Origin of the sequence: Mesorhizobium sp. LMG17149 (assembly GCF_024518695.1) — a bacterium.
Classification (GTDB): domain Bacteria; phylum Pseudomonadota; class Alphaproteobacteria; order Rhizobiales; family Rhizobiaceae; genus Mesorhizobium.
Window position 1 is genome coordinate 399,925 of record NZ_JANIFL010000002.1, and the last position, 15,380, is coordinate 415,304.

The following is a 15,380-nucleotide window of genomic DNA, read 5'->3' on the forward strand; positions in this document are numbered from 1 at the left end:
ACGTTGCGCCCTGCGGACGTTACTAAAATGAATTGCGCTCGAGCCGTTGAGTTACCGATGACGAGACAAGAATCTGTTCCGATGAATGATCTGAAGCGCCTGTATCAGCGCTACCAGGTCGAAATCGAGAGTGAGGTAGTGAACACGCTACGTTCGGGATGGTGGCTCAATGGCGCAATCGGCAAAAGGTTTGCGGCAAATTTTTCCAGATTCATAGGTGTTTCGGAATGCGTTCTCGTGGCCAATGGGACGGATGCGCTCGAACTTGCATTGGCCGCAGTGACCAAGCGCTACGACGGGCGCGAGGTGATCGTCGCCGCCAATGCGGGGGGCTATGCCAGTTGTGCCTGCTGGCAGAATGATCTCGTTCCGCACTATGTCGATATCGAACCAGCCAGCCAACTCATAGCCCTTCAATCGGTACTGAAAGCAGCCAGCGCAGCCACCGCTGCGATCGTCGCCACCCACCTCTATGGTGGCGTCGTTGATGTCCGCGCCATCCGGGACGGACTTGAGCAGGCTGGCCTCTCGCACATTCCAATCGTGGAAGATTGCGCACAGGCGCACGGGGCGAGAATCGGAAGCGACGTTGCAGGCTCGCTGGGGGATATCTCCACGTTCAGCTTTTACCCAACCAAAAATCTCGGAGCCATGGGGGACGGCGGCGCTGTTCTTACCTCCGACACGGCAACCGCCGCGCATGTACGGCAACTGCAACAATATGGCTGGAGTTCAAAATATCATGTCGGCGTGCCCAACGGCCGCAACTCCCGCATGGATGAAGTTCAAGCCGCGATACTGGACGTTTTGCTGGGCGATGTGGATAGACGCAACCAGCAGCGGCGTGGCATCCTAGACCAGTACAAGTCGGTTGCCGGGCGTCGATTCCAGTTCCTGGAAGGTGGCGAAGGCGCTGTCGCGCACCTCGCGGTCGCGCTTTGCGACGACCGGGATGCCTTCAGGGCGTTCATGAAAGAGCGCGGCATCGACACTGACATACACTACCCTGTGCTGGATTGCGACCAGGTCGGCTGGGCGGACTTACCGATGATGGGGAGCGAAAATCTCACCGTATCGAGGGCCAGCGTCAGCCGTCTCTGTTCGGTCCCCTGCTATCCCGATATGAGGGACGACGAGGTAGAGCGGGTTTGCCTGGCCCTCCGCGAATGGGAGACAATGTGACAACACGCTCGATCGTTTTCCCGATCTATCGAAATCAGGCGAACATCCCTTCCCTCCTGGGCGCAGTCGCCGATTTCCACTCCAGATATCATAGCGACATCGAGTTCGTCTTCGTCGTCGACGGGTCGCCGGACGAATCCGGCCCGCTGCTGATCAAGGAATTGAAAGGCTCGGGCTATGATTACAAGATCATCTTCCATAGCCGGAACTTTGGTTCGTTCACTGCTATTCGAACCGGGCTCGAACACGCTTCGGGTGACCAGGTCGCTGCGATGGCCGCCGACCTGCAGGAGCCGCCTGAACTGATCGTCGAATTCTTTTCGAAGCTGGAAAAGGACGAGGCTGACGTCGTGTTTGGGCAGCGAACCGGGCGTAGCGATCCGCCCTTGACCAAATTTCTGTCGAGGGCTTTCTGGTCGGCCTACCGCAGGCTCGTCCTGCCCAGCATGCCGAGTGGCGGAGTGGATATCTTCGCCTGCAACCGTCAGGTTCTGGAAGCGATCCTCTCGATCGAGGAGCCGAACAGCTCGCTTGTCATACAACTTTTCTGGGTCGGCTTCAGGCGGGAATTCGTGCCTTATCGGCGGCGCGAACGAAAGCACGGAACAAGCGCCTGGGGCATGGCACGGCGGTTCCGATACATGATGGACAGCATTTTCTCGTTCTCTGATTTTCCGATAATGCTCACCCTCTGGGTAGGATTTGCCGGCTGTGCGCTAAGTCTCCTATTTGCAGTCGTTACCGTGATTGCACGGCTACTTGGCAATATAGACCCCGCTGGCTATACGACACTGGTGCTGCTGATCACGGGCTTCGGTTCGGCCAGTCTTCTAGTCCAAGGGATTCTTGGTTGCTATCTCTGGCGGGCAGTTGAAAACACCAAATCGCGCCCACTTCGGATCATCAGCCGCGTCGTTGACGGAACTGCGAAATGAACGCCAAGCCATTTTTCGTGCACGAACGGGGTATCTGCGAAAGCTCCCATGTCGGCGACGGAACGCGTATTTGGGCCTTCGCTCACGTGCTGCCTGGGGCCGTGCTCGGCTCGAACTGCAACATCTGCGATCACGTCTTCATCGAGAACGACGTGATCGTCGGCGATGACGTGACTGTCAAGAGCGGCGTCCAACTGTGGGACGGGGTGCGCCTGGGCAATCGTGTGTTTGTCGGCCCGAATGCGACCTTCACCAATGATCGCTTCCCACGCTCCAAGGGATATCCCGAGGCGTTTCTGCTGACCACGATCGAGGACGGCGCTTCCATCGGCGCCAATGCCACAATCCTGCCGGGCATTGTCGTCGGCCGCCAGGCGATGGTCGGCGCCGGCGCCGTGGTGACCAAGAGCGTCCCTGCCAATGCCGTCGTGGTCGGAAATCCCGCAGTCATCATCGGCTACCAGACCGGCCCGAAGATCGTGCCAGCCTTGACGCAAACCTTCCCCGGCGCAGTGGGCGAGAAAATGTCGCTTGGGGTCGGTGGTACCGAGCTCTGGCGGCTGCCGCATTTTAGCGATCTGCGAGGCGAACTCGCCCCGCTCGAATTCGGTGCAAACCTACCGTTTAAGCCGGCCCGGTCCTTTCTGGTTTATGGCGTTCCCTCCGACAAGGTCAGGGGTGAGCATGCGCATCGCGAGTGCCATCAATTCCTGATCGCGGCCCATGGCCGCCTGTCCGTTGTCGTTGACGACGGCCATGAGAGAAAAGAGGTTTCGTTGACCGAACCCTCGATCGGCCTCTACATTCCGCCCGGCATTTGGGGAATTCAGTATAAATTCCAACCCGATACAGCATTGCTGGTCATGGCTTCGCACAACTATGATGCTGGCGATTACATCAGGGACTATGCGGATTTCCTGGATACGGTCAGGCAGGATGACCGCTGATCGCATTGGCGGAGACGCCGTCCGGTTTCTTGTCGCCGGCGGACTAAATACCGCCCTGACCAGCCTTGTCTATTTTGCCGGCCTTGTCGTCCTGCCCTCAAGTTTGTCTTACGCGCTCGCTTGGCTGACAGGACTTGTGTTCGTAATGGTGTTCTATCCCGATCGCGTCTTTCCCGGCGGCCGCACGGGCATCGCCGATCGACTGGCAATCGGGGCGTCGATTGCGGTCGTGTTCGTGCTCGGCCTAGCAGCCCTCAAAACGCTTGAAAGCGTTCTGCAAAATGCTGCAGCAGCCTTCTTTGTCACCCTTGCCATCACGACCATCCTCAACTTCGTGATTTCTCGATGGATACTCCGCAGATCATGCTGACGCGACCGAGCACAATACGACCAGCCATTAATCTCTTTGCGATTTTCGCCGCGATGTATTTTTCCGAGCTGGCTTCCTTTCCGCTGTCAGTGGATGAGGAAGTAACAGCCTTCAGAACGGACGCATCCGTCTGGATCATTCAAGGACGCTGGGGGGCATATCTGATCGAGAGGTTCCTTATTCCTCATCCGGTAATGCCTTTCTTGGCTCCAGCTGTCTTTGGCGCCTGTTGCGTGGCCGCCTACCTCCTCGTCATGGATGTCATTAACAAGCAAGAGCTCTCCATCGCTGAGTACGCATGTTTTGCGATTTTCTGTGCTTTCCCGACCTGGTTTTTTATCGTCGAATTTTATTCAAACATTGCCGCTATCGGCGTCGGCCTGTTCGCGACCGCTCTAGCGCTTTGGCTGATCCGCAAGGAGGAGGTTTCCCCACTCAGCCCTCGCTTTCTCGGAGCTGTGGGAGTCGGCGCCTTCGCCATCTCGATCTACCAGAGTTTCGCACCGGCAATTCTGGTCCTGGGCATCGCGATCTCAATTCTGCAAGCACGGGCAGGAAGGAGCGAATCGCTGCCAAAAGACCTGCTTCGGACCGGTATTCTGCTGGCTGGTGCCATATTGTTCTATGTCGTCGGTGATGCCATTTTCAGATCGTTCACCCCCGCTAGAAACGAGTATTTCGACTCGCTTTCCCAGCCTGGCTTTTTGCTTCAACATCCGGCCACAGTTATTGGGCGTGTGCTTGGAGCGATAGGCGGGATCTATGGTCTGGACCGGCGCACATATGACGTCGCGTTGTGGGCAATTCCGCTCTTGTTGATCCTTGGCGGTTGGGCGCTATTGAAGGAATTGCCCCGCTCGAAATTGCTGTTGACGGCAATTGCCTTCGCTTCATTGCTTATTCCCTTCGGCTTTCACCTCCTCGCTGCGGGCAGCATGCCTGTCAGGAGCCTCGTCGGGGTTCCGATTGCAGTTTGGATGTTTGCCTATGTCGCGGTGACGAGCAGAGAATCGAGAACCCGCGTAGCCTCAACCATCTTGATGGCCGTGGCAATTTTCCAAATTCTGGTGGCCCAGAACTATCGTCAGGCGTCTAACTATCTGGTCGACAAGCATGATACACTCATGGCGGGCGCCATCTTCGACAGGCTGTCGGCCGCGCGCGGTTTTGATGTAAAGCGCAGCTATGCTCTGAGCGTGTTTGGCGCCCAGCCATTTGTGACCAACTATCCCAAGCAGCCCGGCTCGACAGTCGGCCACTCGTTCTTCGAATGGGACGGTGGCAACGGTTGGCGCATCGCTTATTACATGAAATTGCTCGGCTACTCCAATTTGAACGGTGCTACCCCAGATCAGGTTGACCAGACGATTGTTCGTCTTTCGGCGATGCCGGTATGGCCAGCCCCCGGTAGTGTGGAAATCCAGGGCGACATTGCGCTGATAAGGCTCGGTGAGATGCCCAGCTACGCAAATCAGCAAGCCCTTGCAAAAGTTACCAATCGATAAGGGATTTAATCGAAATCTTTGGATTGGTCCGAGGGAAGGAGACGGACCCGCTTCTGTAGAGGCAGCGTGCTTGGCAGATTCGCTCAGTCGGAAACGGGATACCTTTTGATCCACCAGTTTGAGGACCAGAATAACCGACTTCTCGACCGCCATGTCGAATACACGGTGGTTCAGCGTTTCGTCCAAGCGCCAACATCGTGGACGTTCGCCCATCCGGATTCGCTATAGCCGACCAAGCGAGCATTGGCGTGCCGTTTGCCTAGCGCCACAACTCGCTCGATCGATGCAAGCGAAAGTCCCCAATCGCTCATGCCAACTTGGCCTGCGGCATTTGGGTATGGCCAATAGCCAGTCCCTGTCTGCTCGTAGTCCTTCAGCATTTGTGCTTGGGCAGCAGCTTGGATCGGGTCGTTCTTTGTGATCTCGTACGTGTTGTGCCCCCGGAAGGTTGCGATCAGTATCCCCCCGCGCCCCAATGCCGCAAAAAGCTTATCGAAAAGAATTTGCATTCTCTCGTAATCGACATGGGTGAAGACAGAGCCAACCCAGATTAGATCCATGCCGCCTGGGATTTTAATGTCAGAGGGATGCTCAGACGAAAGCACCGCATCTCCCCCGAACTCGTGGGCGCAAAATTCGACGCAGCTCGGATCGATATCGCAGAAGGTTATCTTGGCGGCAGGGAACAGTGACCGGATGTAGCGAGCGCCACGCCCATGGCCGCATCCAAAATCCATAATATTGTAAATGGCTTCTTTCCGGGCGATTGCCAAGATCGATACGATCACCTTCAACACGCTTTCGCCAACAATGTCGTAGTCATCAAGAAAGGGATTGCCTTTGAACATCCCGTCGTCAAGGTGGATCGTTGGGATGACGCCCCGCTGCCTATAGCCCTGCCACATCGCTGCCAACTTATCGATCTGCATACTACGTTCGCTCCTGACGAAAGCCTCGGCCTGGTTAGCGGGCGTGCTTCCGTGCCAAATATACTTCTGTAAATTCGCCTATTATGCCGTGCCAGTGATCATGAAAACGGCATACCTCGACATCCATTCCTGACCATCGGTGGATCAGTTCCGGCAGGTCATAGCCGTAGTGAAATGTTACCAGCGAACCAGCATCGCTAACAGGATTGCCATGATATTCCGGCTCGCCGGTGTGCTGGATCGTTCCGTCCGGCCTGTAGAGCGCACGGCGCTCACTGTCGATCTTGCCCTTGTAGGTGGGAACGGTGAACAGATAAGCGCCGCCTGGTTTCAGGGTGCGGACAATCTCCTTTGTCACCCGCTCCGGCATATTCACATGCTCCATGACATCAAGTGTAACGACGACATCGAAAGTCGCATCACCAAATGTCTGCGCCTCCAGGTTCTCGTTTCGGAAGCCCTTGACGGACGAGCCCAAACGCTCTCCGGGAAAGTACTGCGATTCAACATAACCGGCACATTCCCGCTTCAACTTCGGAGAAATTCCGCGGGGAGTGGGAGACGATTCATGAATAACAAGGTTGCGCCAACGAGAGACATGTCGCGTGAGCGTAAGAGCCAAAGCGCGCTCACGCGGGATCGATCCACATCTGGAGCAGAGCAGATGATCACGATACCAATCATAGTGGGCGGAAAACTCGACATTGGCTTCACAGATTGGGCAGTAACCTGCCCGGCGGTAAACTGGATAGGAATCAGAATTCATGGAGCACCATCAGGATTTTCAAAAATGAAGCCGTAACAGAATGCTGCTTCGGTCCGAGTTCAGCTCCACGGTGCTATTCTAGCCGGTGGGCAACCCCATTCTCCGAAAGGAATTGGGCAAAACGATCATATAGTACAGTGTACTTGCGCTGAAACTCATCATAGTTGCCAGCCTGCACAAGCTCGTTGACGTTCAATTGTCCCACTTTATCGACCGGGATATGCGGGATGCTCATAAGTTCCGCCATTTCCGTCGTCCTCGAATCGTGGGAAATTATGGTTGCAGGAACACCGTTGGTTAATGCAATCAGATTTCCATGGAAGCGCGTTCCTATCGAATAGTCGAATTTCGAGATGTACGCATCCCACTCTGCCAAATCAAAGAACATTTTTGCGTTCTCTTTGACATGCTTTACATAGAGCGACGGATCCATTTCCATGTTCATCTGCCCGAGCACTGCCTGGGCGACCCCAAAATCGTCTTCTCTCCCATCTCTGGAAAGTAGCATTTTCATTTCCGGTTCTTCGTTCTGAAGAACATATGGATATTTTTTGTGAGCGGATAATTTCAAAAGATCAGCTTCAACGCGCCGGGCAGCTTCGGGATTGGCCGAATGAAGAAATACGTTGCGTGATCCGTTCACTGCAACCCTCAGCTCGGCGTCTCTTCCTGGCCTCTTTATCTTCAAGTCCGGACGCAATTTGCGAAACAAACTTGGGCATCCAACCTCTCTGACGTTCGTTATCCCAAAGTCATTCATGACTTCAGCCGTAAAATGGCCACGCACGCCCACGGTCTTGCTGCGTTCCGATATGATACGAAGGAAGCGTTTACTGCCCTCTGGGATATCTGTGACTTTTTCACCGATGATAGAAGCTTGCGCCCCGAGGCCGGCAACCAAGCATGGCAGCTTGGTCGGCTCGATAAAGTCAGCCAAGTAGGACAAATCAAAATTTTTGAAAATGAAATTTGCTGCGGCGATAGCAATGATGTCGAAACGTTCGTTTGCTTCTTGCGGGGAATAGTCCAACCCCTGACCGAACTCTTCAAAGCGAATTTCCTCGAACAGAGACTGCCCTATCAGAAGATTTCCGGTGTTATATCCAATGATTTCGAATTTCTTTTCAAAAGCAATCTGCGGATCAGGATGCGGAGCTATTGGCGCTCCCAGAAAAAGAACTCTCACTAAAATCTCCTCGACGCTCTGTAGACATCTAACTCCCCACAGTCACCAGCGTCGTCATTCTTGAATTGGAATACCAAATCGTTCACTGATTTCATGGCTGTAGATGCTCGCTCGTTCGAGCGCGGCAGGTCCAAGATCGTGGCTGCGGATTGTATCGGCCTGTACCTGCCTGATCTCCTGTAGGTGCCTGAGATCGAAATTTCCTATGGTTACGCTCGACTGATGCCGGCGGTGTGAATTGAGCGAACGCGGGGAAAAAGCGATCGAACCATTTTCGAGCAGACGCAAATATGTCACCCAATCCCCGGCGTTGCGCAACGACATGATCTCTTCGCTGTGTTTGGCCATCGCATTGCTGAGCGCCTCCCTTCGAAACAAGACGCCGCTGACGTTCGGAATGGTGTTCTTGAGGTAAAGTGCCTCGGCGATTTCCCGGCGGCCGTCCACGACGTAGGGTTTCGTCCAGCGAGACCGGTCGATGTCCGACACATAGTCGAGATAGTGTTCGGACAAGACCCGGCCGGCGCCGTCCATCTGTCGCGACTGGCAATAGCTCATCACCACCTCCTCGCGTTCGAAGGCGGGCAGAAGCTCGGCCAGAAAATCGGGATCGGCGAGGTCGTCGGCTTCGGCGATCCAGACATAATCGCCGCGCGCCATTTCGACCCCCCGCATCCATTGGCGGAATACCGATCCTGAATTCTGCGCATTGGCCACCAGCCGGTATGGAATGTCGCAACCGGCCAGAAATTTCTCGATGACTTCGACGCTATCATCGGTCGAAGCATCGTCAAGCACGATCAACTCGTAGGGCTTTATCGTCTGATCGACAATGGAGCCTAGACGTGCGCCCAGGTATCGGGCGTAGTTGTAGTTAGGCACGATGACCGACACCCGCGGCAATGGCTTTTCGGCGTAAATCAGCAGATCATGCAGGTAATGGCTGAAGCTGAACTCCTGGCGGACGATATCGCGGCCAACGCTGGCGAGACGCCGGGCTTCACTTGGATTGTCGAGCAGATTGCCAATGACCTCGGCCATCGCATCGGTGTCGAATGCCTGCACGAGGATACCGCAATCCCGCTTCAGCAGATCCTGGAAGCCACCAGCGCCCTCAAAGGCAACGACCGGCACTGTGGCATCCAGCGCCTCGAGCACCACCGAGGGGAACGGATCCTCACGCGAGGTCAAGGCATAGATATCTGCGGCGAAATAGTATTCCTGCGGATTTTCCACCAATCCGACAAAGACGAAGCGGCTCTCCAGTCCCGCTTCCTTCACCCGTCGCATTTGCTTGGCGTGAAAGACGGTATCGACATGACCGACCCAGACTGCAACCGCATCCGGCCTGGATGCGATAACCTTGACGCAAGCATCAACGAAAAGATCGAGGCCCTTGCGATGGTCGGCATAGCCCGCGCACAGGATGATGCTTGCATTTGGCGAAAGCCCTAATCGTGCGCGGACCGCCTCGCGGACCTGCTGGCGATCCTCGGCGAGGTAGGGCGTACGCAGATAGAGTCCTTGCGGCCTGACTACCGACTGGCTGACCGGTTGGCCAACAAACTCTTCGAATCCGGCTTTGACGATCTCGGCTGGGAAAACGACCGTTTCAGCGTTCTCAACAATGGCTGCGGCTGCGTCAGCAAGACCGTAGGACGCCAATATTCCGGGCAGTTCATGGACGAGGCAAACGGTGCGGAACCCTGCCTGCTTCAGCAGCGGGATGAGCTTTCCGGATACGGTGGTATTCACGACGGCGACCTCGGCACCGTTGTTTCTAATGGTGGCCAGACGTTTCAACACATCGGCATCGCCTTGTTCAGGCAAGTCGATCCTGTGCACGGTCGCGGCGTGGGCGAAACGGCCGAGCAGCGGACCGTCGCCCAGCACGATGAGATCGGGCTCAAAACCAAGCTGCTTGAATCCCTTGGCCAGATTGAGAGCCAGCAATTGCGCCCCATGCGGGTGGGCGTCGTGGGAAACGATTGCAATCCTGGCCTTGGACTTCCCCTTCGCCGCCTCCAAAGCGTCGCGGGTCGCTTGCAGATAGGCGTGGCCGTTAACGCTATCGGGCTCCAGGTGAGCGCCTTCCGCCCACTCGTTCCAGGCATTGACGAAAACCACCCGCTCGGATGGCTCGCTAATATGGGCCAAGGTGTCCTCAATGGCATTGTCCAGCCATCTGCGATACAGCTCGGGGGTGTTGTTGATGAACACCGTGCCGCCGCGCTTGCGGCGTGCGGTATTGTCCCAGCCCGGGCAAACCGAACGGAAGAGCTTGTATTTGCGGGATGAGTAGGTTTCGCTGCGTTGTGGGAATACCGACCAGTCATAGACGGTCGTGGCAAAATCCTCATGCAGCGGCGTCACTGTATGCGTGACATTTGGCGGCGCGGAATTGTTTGGCGGAAATTCCACGGCGGCATCGAACCCGTAGCGATGGGGGGGCACAGATTCGAAGGACTGGGTGTAGGCCAGGAAAATCTCGCCGATGCCGTTCTCCCGGCACCAAGTCCGCCAGCGCCGCGCTGTCTCAGCCGCCGCCGGGAGCAGGCTTGGCCGATAGACGAGCAACAGCGGCTTGCCATTGATGCGGATGTAGCGAGGGTCACGAAGATAGGGCGCGACCTCGGCGATGAACGCGAGATCATCCTGGGGGGAGTGATCCTGAGCGATCAGGATCTCCTGGTCCATTCCGTCCCAGCGGCGCGACCAATTCTCGTTGGCCCAGCAGACGCAGAATGGCATGTCGAGGCGCTTATCCTCGAGCCAGTTTTCGAGCGGCTTTTCCAGGAGCCTCTTGCCGCCGAACCAATAAAAATAGAAGCAGAAGCCTTCCACTCCATAGAGCCTTGCCAGTTCGATCTGGCGATGCTGCACAGCAGTATCGCGCAAGTCGTAGTAGCCGAGCGTATCCGGCACGTGCGGCTGGTGGTGACCGATAAATTGCGGCTCAGCGGGCCGGACATTAGACCATTCGGTGAAGTCCTGTCCCCACCATTCATCGTTTTCGGGGATCGGGTGGAATTGCGGCAGGTAGAACGCGATGACGCGCACCGGCTTCTGGAGCAACGGCGGCGCATCGAGAAGCGGCACATAGACTGGTTCGGGCGAGAAGATCGGGCCGGAACTGACCAGCGCCCCGCGCAAGACCATCTCGTTGCTGCCCACAGGCGCTTGGGGTGCCTCCATGCTTCTCCAGGCGCGGTAGGCATTCGTAACGCCAAACAGCGAAGGAAAGGTCGAAAACGCCGCTCTCTTCAATTTTCGCTTGAGGTCGGTGGAGAGCGGCACATTGTGCCAACAACCGTAGGCACCCCGAATCGCCAAGCGGCGGACCCTTATGCGAACATCGCCGATAGCGCGGACGCGGCTCCCAATCCCCCGCAGAGGCTTGGTCACTCGCCAGGATGTGCTGGCATAAACGGCATCGAGAACCTCATGCAACCGGATTTCCTCGGATCGCGCCTCGTCGCGATCCGCAAGCAGCGCACTCGTCGCCCTGTGCGCCATCGACAAATTTTCTTGCAAGAGTTCGATCTCTTTGTCTCTCGCAATGATCTGTGCCCGTTCTCGAGCGATCTCTTCGTCTCTCGCGCTGACTTGTGCCCTTGTGCCTGAGATCTCGTCTTTGTGGGTCCGGATCTGTTCACGCATATCAGCTATCTCGCTGGAGAAAGCCTCGATGCGTGCCCCGTGATGTCCCAACAACTTCCTGTTGGTTTCGATCTCCTCCTCCATGGTTGTTGACTTCAACGACCATGGATTTCCGGTTTGATCGATCGCCTTGCTCTTCGTGTCGTCGAGAGGAACCACGCTCCCGTCGGCGAGCGCGACCTGCCCGTGCACGTTGCGCGCGCCGAGGACGTTTTCCGGAATAGGCAGCTTCGTTACGATGCAAAGCGAGTTCAAGAACTCGACGGAATGAACCGACGCGAGAGAAGCCTCATCGAATGTGACTTTGTGCCTGTCGGCGAAAGTGGCCAAGGCATCGACCCGACGACGATCCAGTCCCCAATGCTCATGGTTGACTACATCAAGCAGGCGTTTGAAAAACGAGATTGAGGAAAGCGGATCGTAGAGACCGCCCTCGAACTCCTGCCAGTAACTGCAATGCAGATCTTCGGCGATGTACATGCCCCCTTCGGAAAGGTGGGGGAAATATCGCGCGAACGAGCGTATTATATCCGAGGATAGGTGCGATCCGTCATCAATTATAATATCATATTTTTCCGACATCGAGATGATGTCGCGCTCCGTTTCATCAGTATTGGCGTCACCTACGGAGATCTTTATCATCCGGCTGTCGAAAACGAGATTTCCGCAAGCCAGATTGACGTCACAGCCAACGATTATTTCAGCATTGGGGAAATATTTCTGCCATATCTCCAGGGAGCCGCCGTTCTGAACTCCGATTTCCAGAATTCGAACCGGCCTGTCTCGATACTCTGAAAAAATATGGTCATAGGTGCTGAGATAGATCGACCATTTATCCGACACTTTGCCGCGATGCGCGTCATACAGGTCACGAAGTGAAACGAATGGTTCCTGCTTTGCGGGCCGCGCATCGCGCTGTTTGGCTAATTGCTGCTGTTCCAACTTCTGCCGATGAAACACGCGGAGACGGCAATCAATTTCAAGGAAAAAAGCGTCGCCAAAAGTTCGTGAAACAGATTCGAACTCTGCTCTGATCCGATCAAGAATTTCTATTGCAACTGCATCAGTATCATCGAACCTGAGCGCTATCAGTGCGGTATAAGCGTCTTTGACCCAGTCAATGATGCGCGGGTCTGCGTCGAGCAACTCAGTGCTGGCGGCAAAGTGCTGATTGTCGGTAGCGAAATGCTCAGACAGCAGGGACTGCCATTTCACGTCGGGTACCGGCCAGTCTAGGCTGAGAGTAGCAGTGATCCCGTCGATACCCTGTCGCCAGTCATCAAGCAGACTCTCGTAAGACAACAAGATGCGTGACCGACCCCTAGTTGCGCGCTCGGCTTCCAATTCGTGGCGAAGCCAAAGAAGCGAACTGAAGCCCATCGTGAAACCGTTTCGGTTCGCCAGGGAAGCGATCACAGCCAACGGATTGCGGTCTATCAGCACATACCGAACATCGATGCGCATGCGCCTCAAGATCTCCGCATAAAGCGGCACGAAACGTGAGATACGCGGCTCCTTGAGCACAAAAAACGGCGCGCTGCCGTATTCCTCGTCGATAAGCCGCGCGATCTCTGCTTTGTAGAAGCGCAGACGCTGCGCGCCGAGATCGTTGGGATCGAAGGATCGCCAATCATCCCAGCTGCTTCCTGCTTCGGCCAGCATCTGGTCGTGCAGCGCAATGAGACGCTCCGGCTCCCAGTGACCCGTTGGATTGGATAGATTGGCGCCCAGCATGTTCTTAGGCAGTTCCGCGCCAAGCAGATTGATCGCCCTCGTCAGCGCGCTGGTGCCCGAGCGATGCATGCCGAGCACCATGATGCAGGTGCGTTTGGCTGCTTTCGGCTTTGCCTTGCGTGCCTTCGGCTCGTCGACGGGCGCGGCATCGCGCGTGTTTTCCGCTGAAGGGTGCTTGTTCATGCCGTCAATGCCTGTTTCGGCTCACCGGCTAGCAGCCGGCGCACCACCGCTTCCGTCGATTGCCGCCAGTCCGGTGCATTCCAGCCGAACGCCGCCGCGAATTTCGCGCTCGATAGCCGGGAATTGGCGGGGCGGCGCGCCTTGGTTGGGTAGTCCATCGTAGCAATGTCCCGTACCCGCGCCCAGGGACCACCCAACACGCGGCTTGTGTCGAGGATATGGCGGGCAAAGCCGCTCCAGTTGGCCTCGCCGGTTCCGGCCAGATGATAGATGCCGGATGCGGCGGCGCCCTCGTGCAGCCGTGCCGCCGCATGCAGGATTGCGTCGGCGACATCAAGTGCAGATGTCGGATTTCCCCACTGATCGGCCACCACCGCGATCTCGTCGCGGTCGGCGGCCAGCCGCAGCATGGTTTTCACGAAATTCTTGCCGAACGGGCTGTAGACCCATGCCGTGCGCAGGATCAGGTGGTGCGGATTGGCTGATGCAACCGCCTGCTCGCCGGCAAGCTTGGAGGCGCCATAGACGCTGCGCGGTGCGGTGGCGTCGGTCTCGACATAGGCGGCGTCCTTGGTGCCGTCGAAGACATAGTCGGTCGAAAGATGGATGACGGGAACGCCCAGGCGGCTTGCTGCTTGCGCCACCTTGCCGGCGCCGGCGGCGTTCACCGCGAATGCCAGATCGGGCTCGTCCTCGGCCTGATCCACCGCCGTGTAGGCGGCGGCCGACACGACGATATCAGGCTTCGCGGCCGCGATGGCTTCGATCACCGTGTCGGGTCTTGCGAGGTCGAGTTGCGGACGGCCAATGGCGATGACCTCAACGCCGGCGACCGCTTGGCCGGCCTCCAGAAGGCTCGCCGCGACCTGTCCGTCGCGTCCGGTGACAACCAGCCTCACGCCGCCCCCTTGCGTGCTTCGCCCAGCCGTTCACCGGCATAGCGCTGCTCGCGGATCGGTCCCCACCACCATTTGTTGTCGAGAAACCAGTCGACGGTCTTGGCGAGGCCGCTGTCGAAATTCTCATTGGGCGCCCAGCCCAGGTCCCGGCCTATCTTCGAGGCGTCGATGGCATAGCGGCGATCGTGACCGGGGCGGTCGGTGACGAAGGAAATCAGGTCGCGATAACTCTTGCCCCCTGCCCGCGGCCGCCTGCTGTCGAGGAGATCGCAGATCGTCTCGACGACGCCAAGGTTGGTCCGCTCGGAATTGCCGCCGACATTGTAGCTTTCGCCCGGCAGTCCCCTGGTCGCGACAAGTTCCAGCGCGCGCGCGTGATCCTCGACGAACAGCCAGTCGCGCACATTGGCGCCGGCGCCATAGACCGGCAGCGGCTTTTCATCGAGCGCATTGAGGATGACCAGCGGGATCAGCTTTTCGGGAAAGTGATAGGGTCCGTAATTGTTCGAGCAATTGGAAAGCACGACCGGCAGGCCATAGGTTTCGTGCCAGGCCCGCACGAGATGGTCCGAGGCCGCCTTCGAAGCGGAATAGGGCGAGGATGGCGCGTAGGGCGTTTCCTCGACGAACATGCCGCCGTCGAAAGGAAGATCGCCGAACACCTCATCGGTCGAGACATGATGGAAGCGGAAATGGCTCTTCCGGTCTTCGGGCAGGCCGCGCCAGTACTCCAGCGCGGCATTGAGCATCTTGTAGGTGCCGACGATGTTGGTCTCGATAAAGGTGCCCGGCCCATCGATCGAGCGGTCGACATGGCTCTCGGCGGCAAGGTTCATGACGATGTCGATATCGTCGCGCCGGAGGATGTCGAGCACAGCCTTTTCGTCGCAGATGTCGGCCTGCGCGAAGCGATAATTGTGTGCGTTCTCGATCGGCCGCAGCGAGGCCAGGTTTCCCGCATAGGTTAGCTTGTCGAGATTGGTCACCCGATAGGCCGGGTTGGCGCATAGATGCCGGCACACCGCCGAACCGATAAAGCCAGCACCGCCCGTCACCAGAAAATTCATGCCGCTGTCCTCACGCA

General features: G+C 57.0%; 11 protein-coding genes. 5 read left to right on the forward strand and 6 right to left on the reverse strand.

Going from position 1 to position 15,380, the window contains the following annotated elements; genetic code table 11:
- Positions 1-81: 81 nt before the first annotated feature.
- Genes NP945_RS05200 through NP945_RS05220 form a run of 5 tightly spaced genes read left to right on the forward strand, consistent with a single transcriptional unit; the run spans position 82 to position 4,939 of the window.
- Positions 82-1,182, forward strand: coding sequence for a DegT/DnrJ/EryC1/StrS aminotransferase family protein (locus NP945_RS05200; RefSeq protein ID WP_256745746.1), 1,101 nt, complete (start codon positions 82-84; stop codon positions 1,180-1,182).
- Positions 1,179-2,117 carry a glycosyltransferase family 2 protein gene (locus NP945_RS05205; RefSeq protein ID WP_206517162.1) on the forward strand — a complete coding sequence of 313 codons (939 nt, stop codon included), beginning with the start codon at positions 1,179-1,181 and terminating at the stop codon, positions 2,115-2,117. The genes NP945_RS05200 and NP945_RS05205 overlap by 4 nt, the downstream gene beginning before the upstream one ends.
- The gene (locus NP945_RS05210; RefSeq protein ID WP_127270265.1) at positions 2,114-3,064 is read left to right on the forward strand and encodes a WxcM-like domain-containing protein; all 951 of its coding nucleotides are present in this window, start codon (positions 2,114-2,116) and stop codon (positions 3,062-3,064) included. Before NP945_RS05205 ends, NP945_RS05210 begins: the two co-directional genes overlap by 4 nt.
- Positions 3,054-3,434, forward strand: coding sequence for a GtrA family protein (locus NP945_RS05215; protein ID WP_164748973.1), 381 nt, complete (start codon positions 3,054-3,056; stop codon positions 3,432-3,434). Before NP945_RS05210 ends, NP945_RS05215 begins: the two co-directional genes overlap by 11 nt.
- Positions 3,410-4,939, forward strand: coding sequence for a glucosyltransferase domain-containing protein (locus NP945_RS05220; RefSeq protein ID WP_256745747.1), 1,530 nt, complete (start codon positions 3,410-3,412; stop codon positions 4,937-4,939). Before NP945_RS05215 ends, NP945_RS05220 begins: the two co-directional genes overlap by 25 nt.
- 170 nt (positions 4,940-5,109) lie before the next feature.
- Here NP945_RS05220 and NP945_RS05225 read toward each other — a convergent pair whose 3' ends face one another.
- The 6 genes from NP945_RS05225 to rfbB all read right to left on the reverse strand — a co-directional run bounded on the left by NP945_RS05225 (position 5,110) and on the right by rfbB (position 15,363).
- Entirely contained in the window at positions 5,110-5,868 is a 759-nt protein-coding gene (locus NP945_RS05225; protein WP_127271275.1) for a trans-aconitate 2-methyltransferase, read from the reverse strand.
- A gap of 34 nt (positions 5,869-5,902) precedes the next feature.
- Complete coding sequence (locus tag NP945_RS05230) at positions 5,903-6,634, reverse strand: class I SAM-dependent methyltransferase (protein WP_127271277.1); 732 nt, start codon at positions 6,632-6,634, stop codon at positions 5,903-5,905.
- A gap of 73 nt (positions 6,635-6,707) precedes the next feature.
- Positions 6,708-7,820 carry a polysaccharide pyruvyl transferase family protein gene (locus tag NP945_RS05235; RefSeq protein WP_164748974.1) on the reverse strand — a complete coding sequence of 371 codons (1,113 nt, stop codon included), beginning with the start codon at positions 7,818-7,820 and terminating at the stop codon, positions 6,708-6,710.
- Between the two features lie 54 nt (positions 7,821-7,874).
- Positions 7,875-13,397, reverse strand: a complete 5,523-nt coding sequence (locus NP945_RS05240; RefSeq protein ID WP_256745748.1) for a glycoside hydrolase family 99-like domain-containing protein — start codon at positions 13,395-13,397, stop codon at positions 7,875-7,877.
- Complete coding sequence (gene rfbD / locus NP945_RS05245) at positions 13,394-14,296, reverse strand: dTDP-4-dehydrorhamnose reductase (protein WP_256745749.1); 903 nt, start codon at positions 14,294-14,296, stop codon at positions 13,394-13,396. The genes NP945_RS05240 and rfbD overlap by 4 nt, the downstream gene beginning before the upstream one ends.
- On the reverse strand, positions 14,293-15,363 hold the full coding sequence (gene rfbB / locus NP945_RS05250) for a dTDP-glucose 4,6-dehydratase (RefSeq protein WP_127295707.1): 1,071 nt from the start codon (positions 15,361-15,363) through the stop codon (positions 14,293-14,295). Before rfbB ends, rfbD begins: the two co-directional genes overlap by 4 nt.
- Between the last annotated feature and the right edge of the window lie 17 nt (positions 15,364-15,380).

Coding starts and splice junctions, on each gene's coding strand:
- NP945_RS05220 (WP_256745747.1), top strand. CDS start 3,410: ATGGATACTCCGCAGATCATGCTGACGCGACCGAGCACAATACGACCA.
- NP945_RS05210 (WP_127270265.1), top strand. CDS start 2,114: ATGAACGCCAAGCCATTTTTCGTGCACGAACGGGGTATCTGCGAAAGC.
- NP945_RS05225 (WP_127271275.1), bottom strand. CDS start 5,868: ATGCAGATCGATAAGTTGGCAGCGATGTGGCAGGGCTATAGGCAGCGG.
- NP945_RS05230 (WP_127271277.1), bottom strand. CDS start 6,634: ATGAATTCTGATTCCTATCCAGTTTACCGCCGGGCAGGTTACTGCCCA.
- NP945_RS05200 (WP_256745746.1), top strand. CDS start 82: ATGAATGATCTGAAGCGCCTGTATCAGCGCTACCAGGTCGAAATCGAG.
- NP945_RS05240 (WP_256745748.1), bottom strand. CDS start 13,397: ATGAACAAGCACCCTTCAGCGGAAAACACGCGCGATGCCGCGCCCGTC.
- rfbB (WP_127295707.1), bottom strand. CDS start 15,363: ATGAATTTTCTGGTGACGGGCGGTGCTGGCTTTATCGGTTCGGCGGTG.
- NP945_RS05215 (WP_164748973.1), top strand. CDS start 3,054: ATGACCGCTGATCGCATTGGCGGAGACGCCGTCCGGTTTCTTGTCGCC.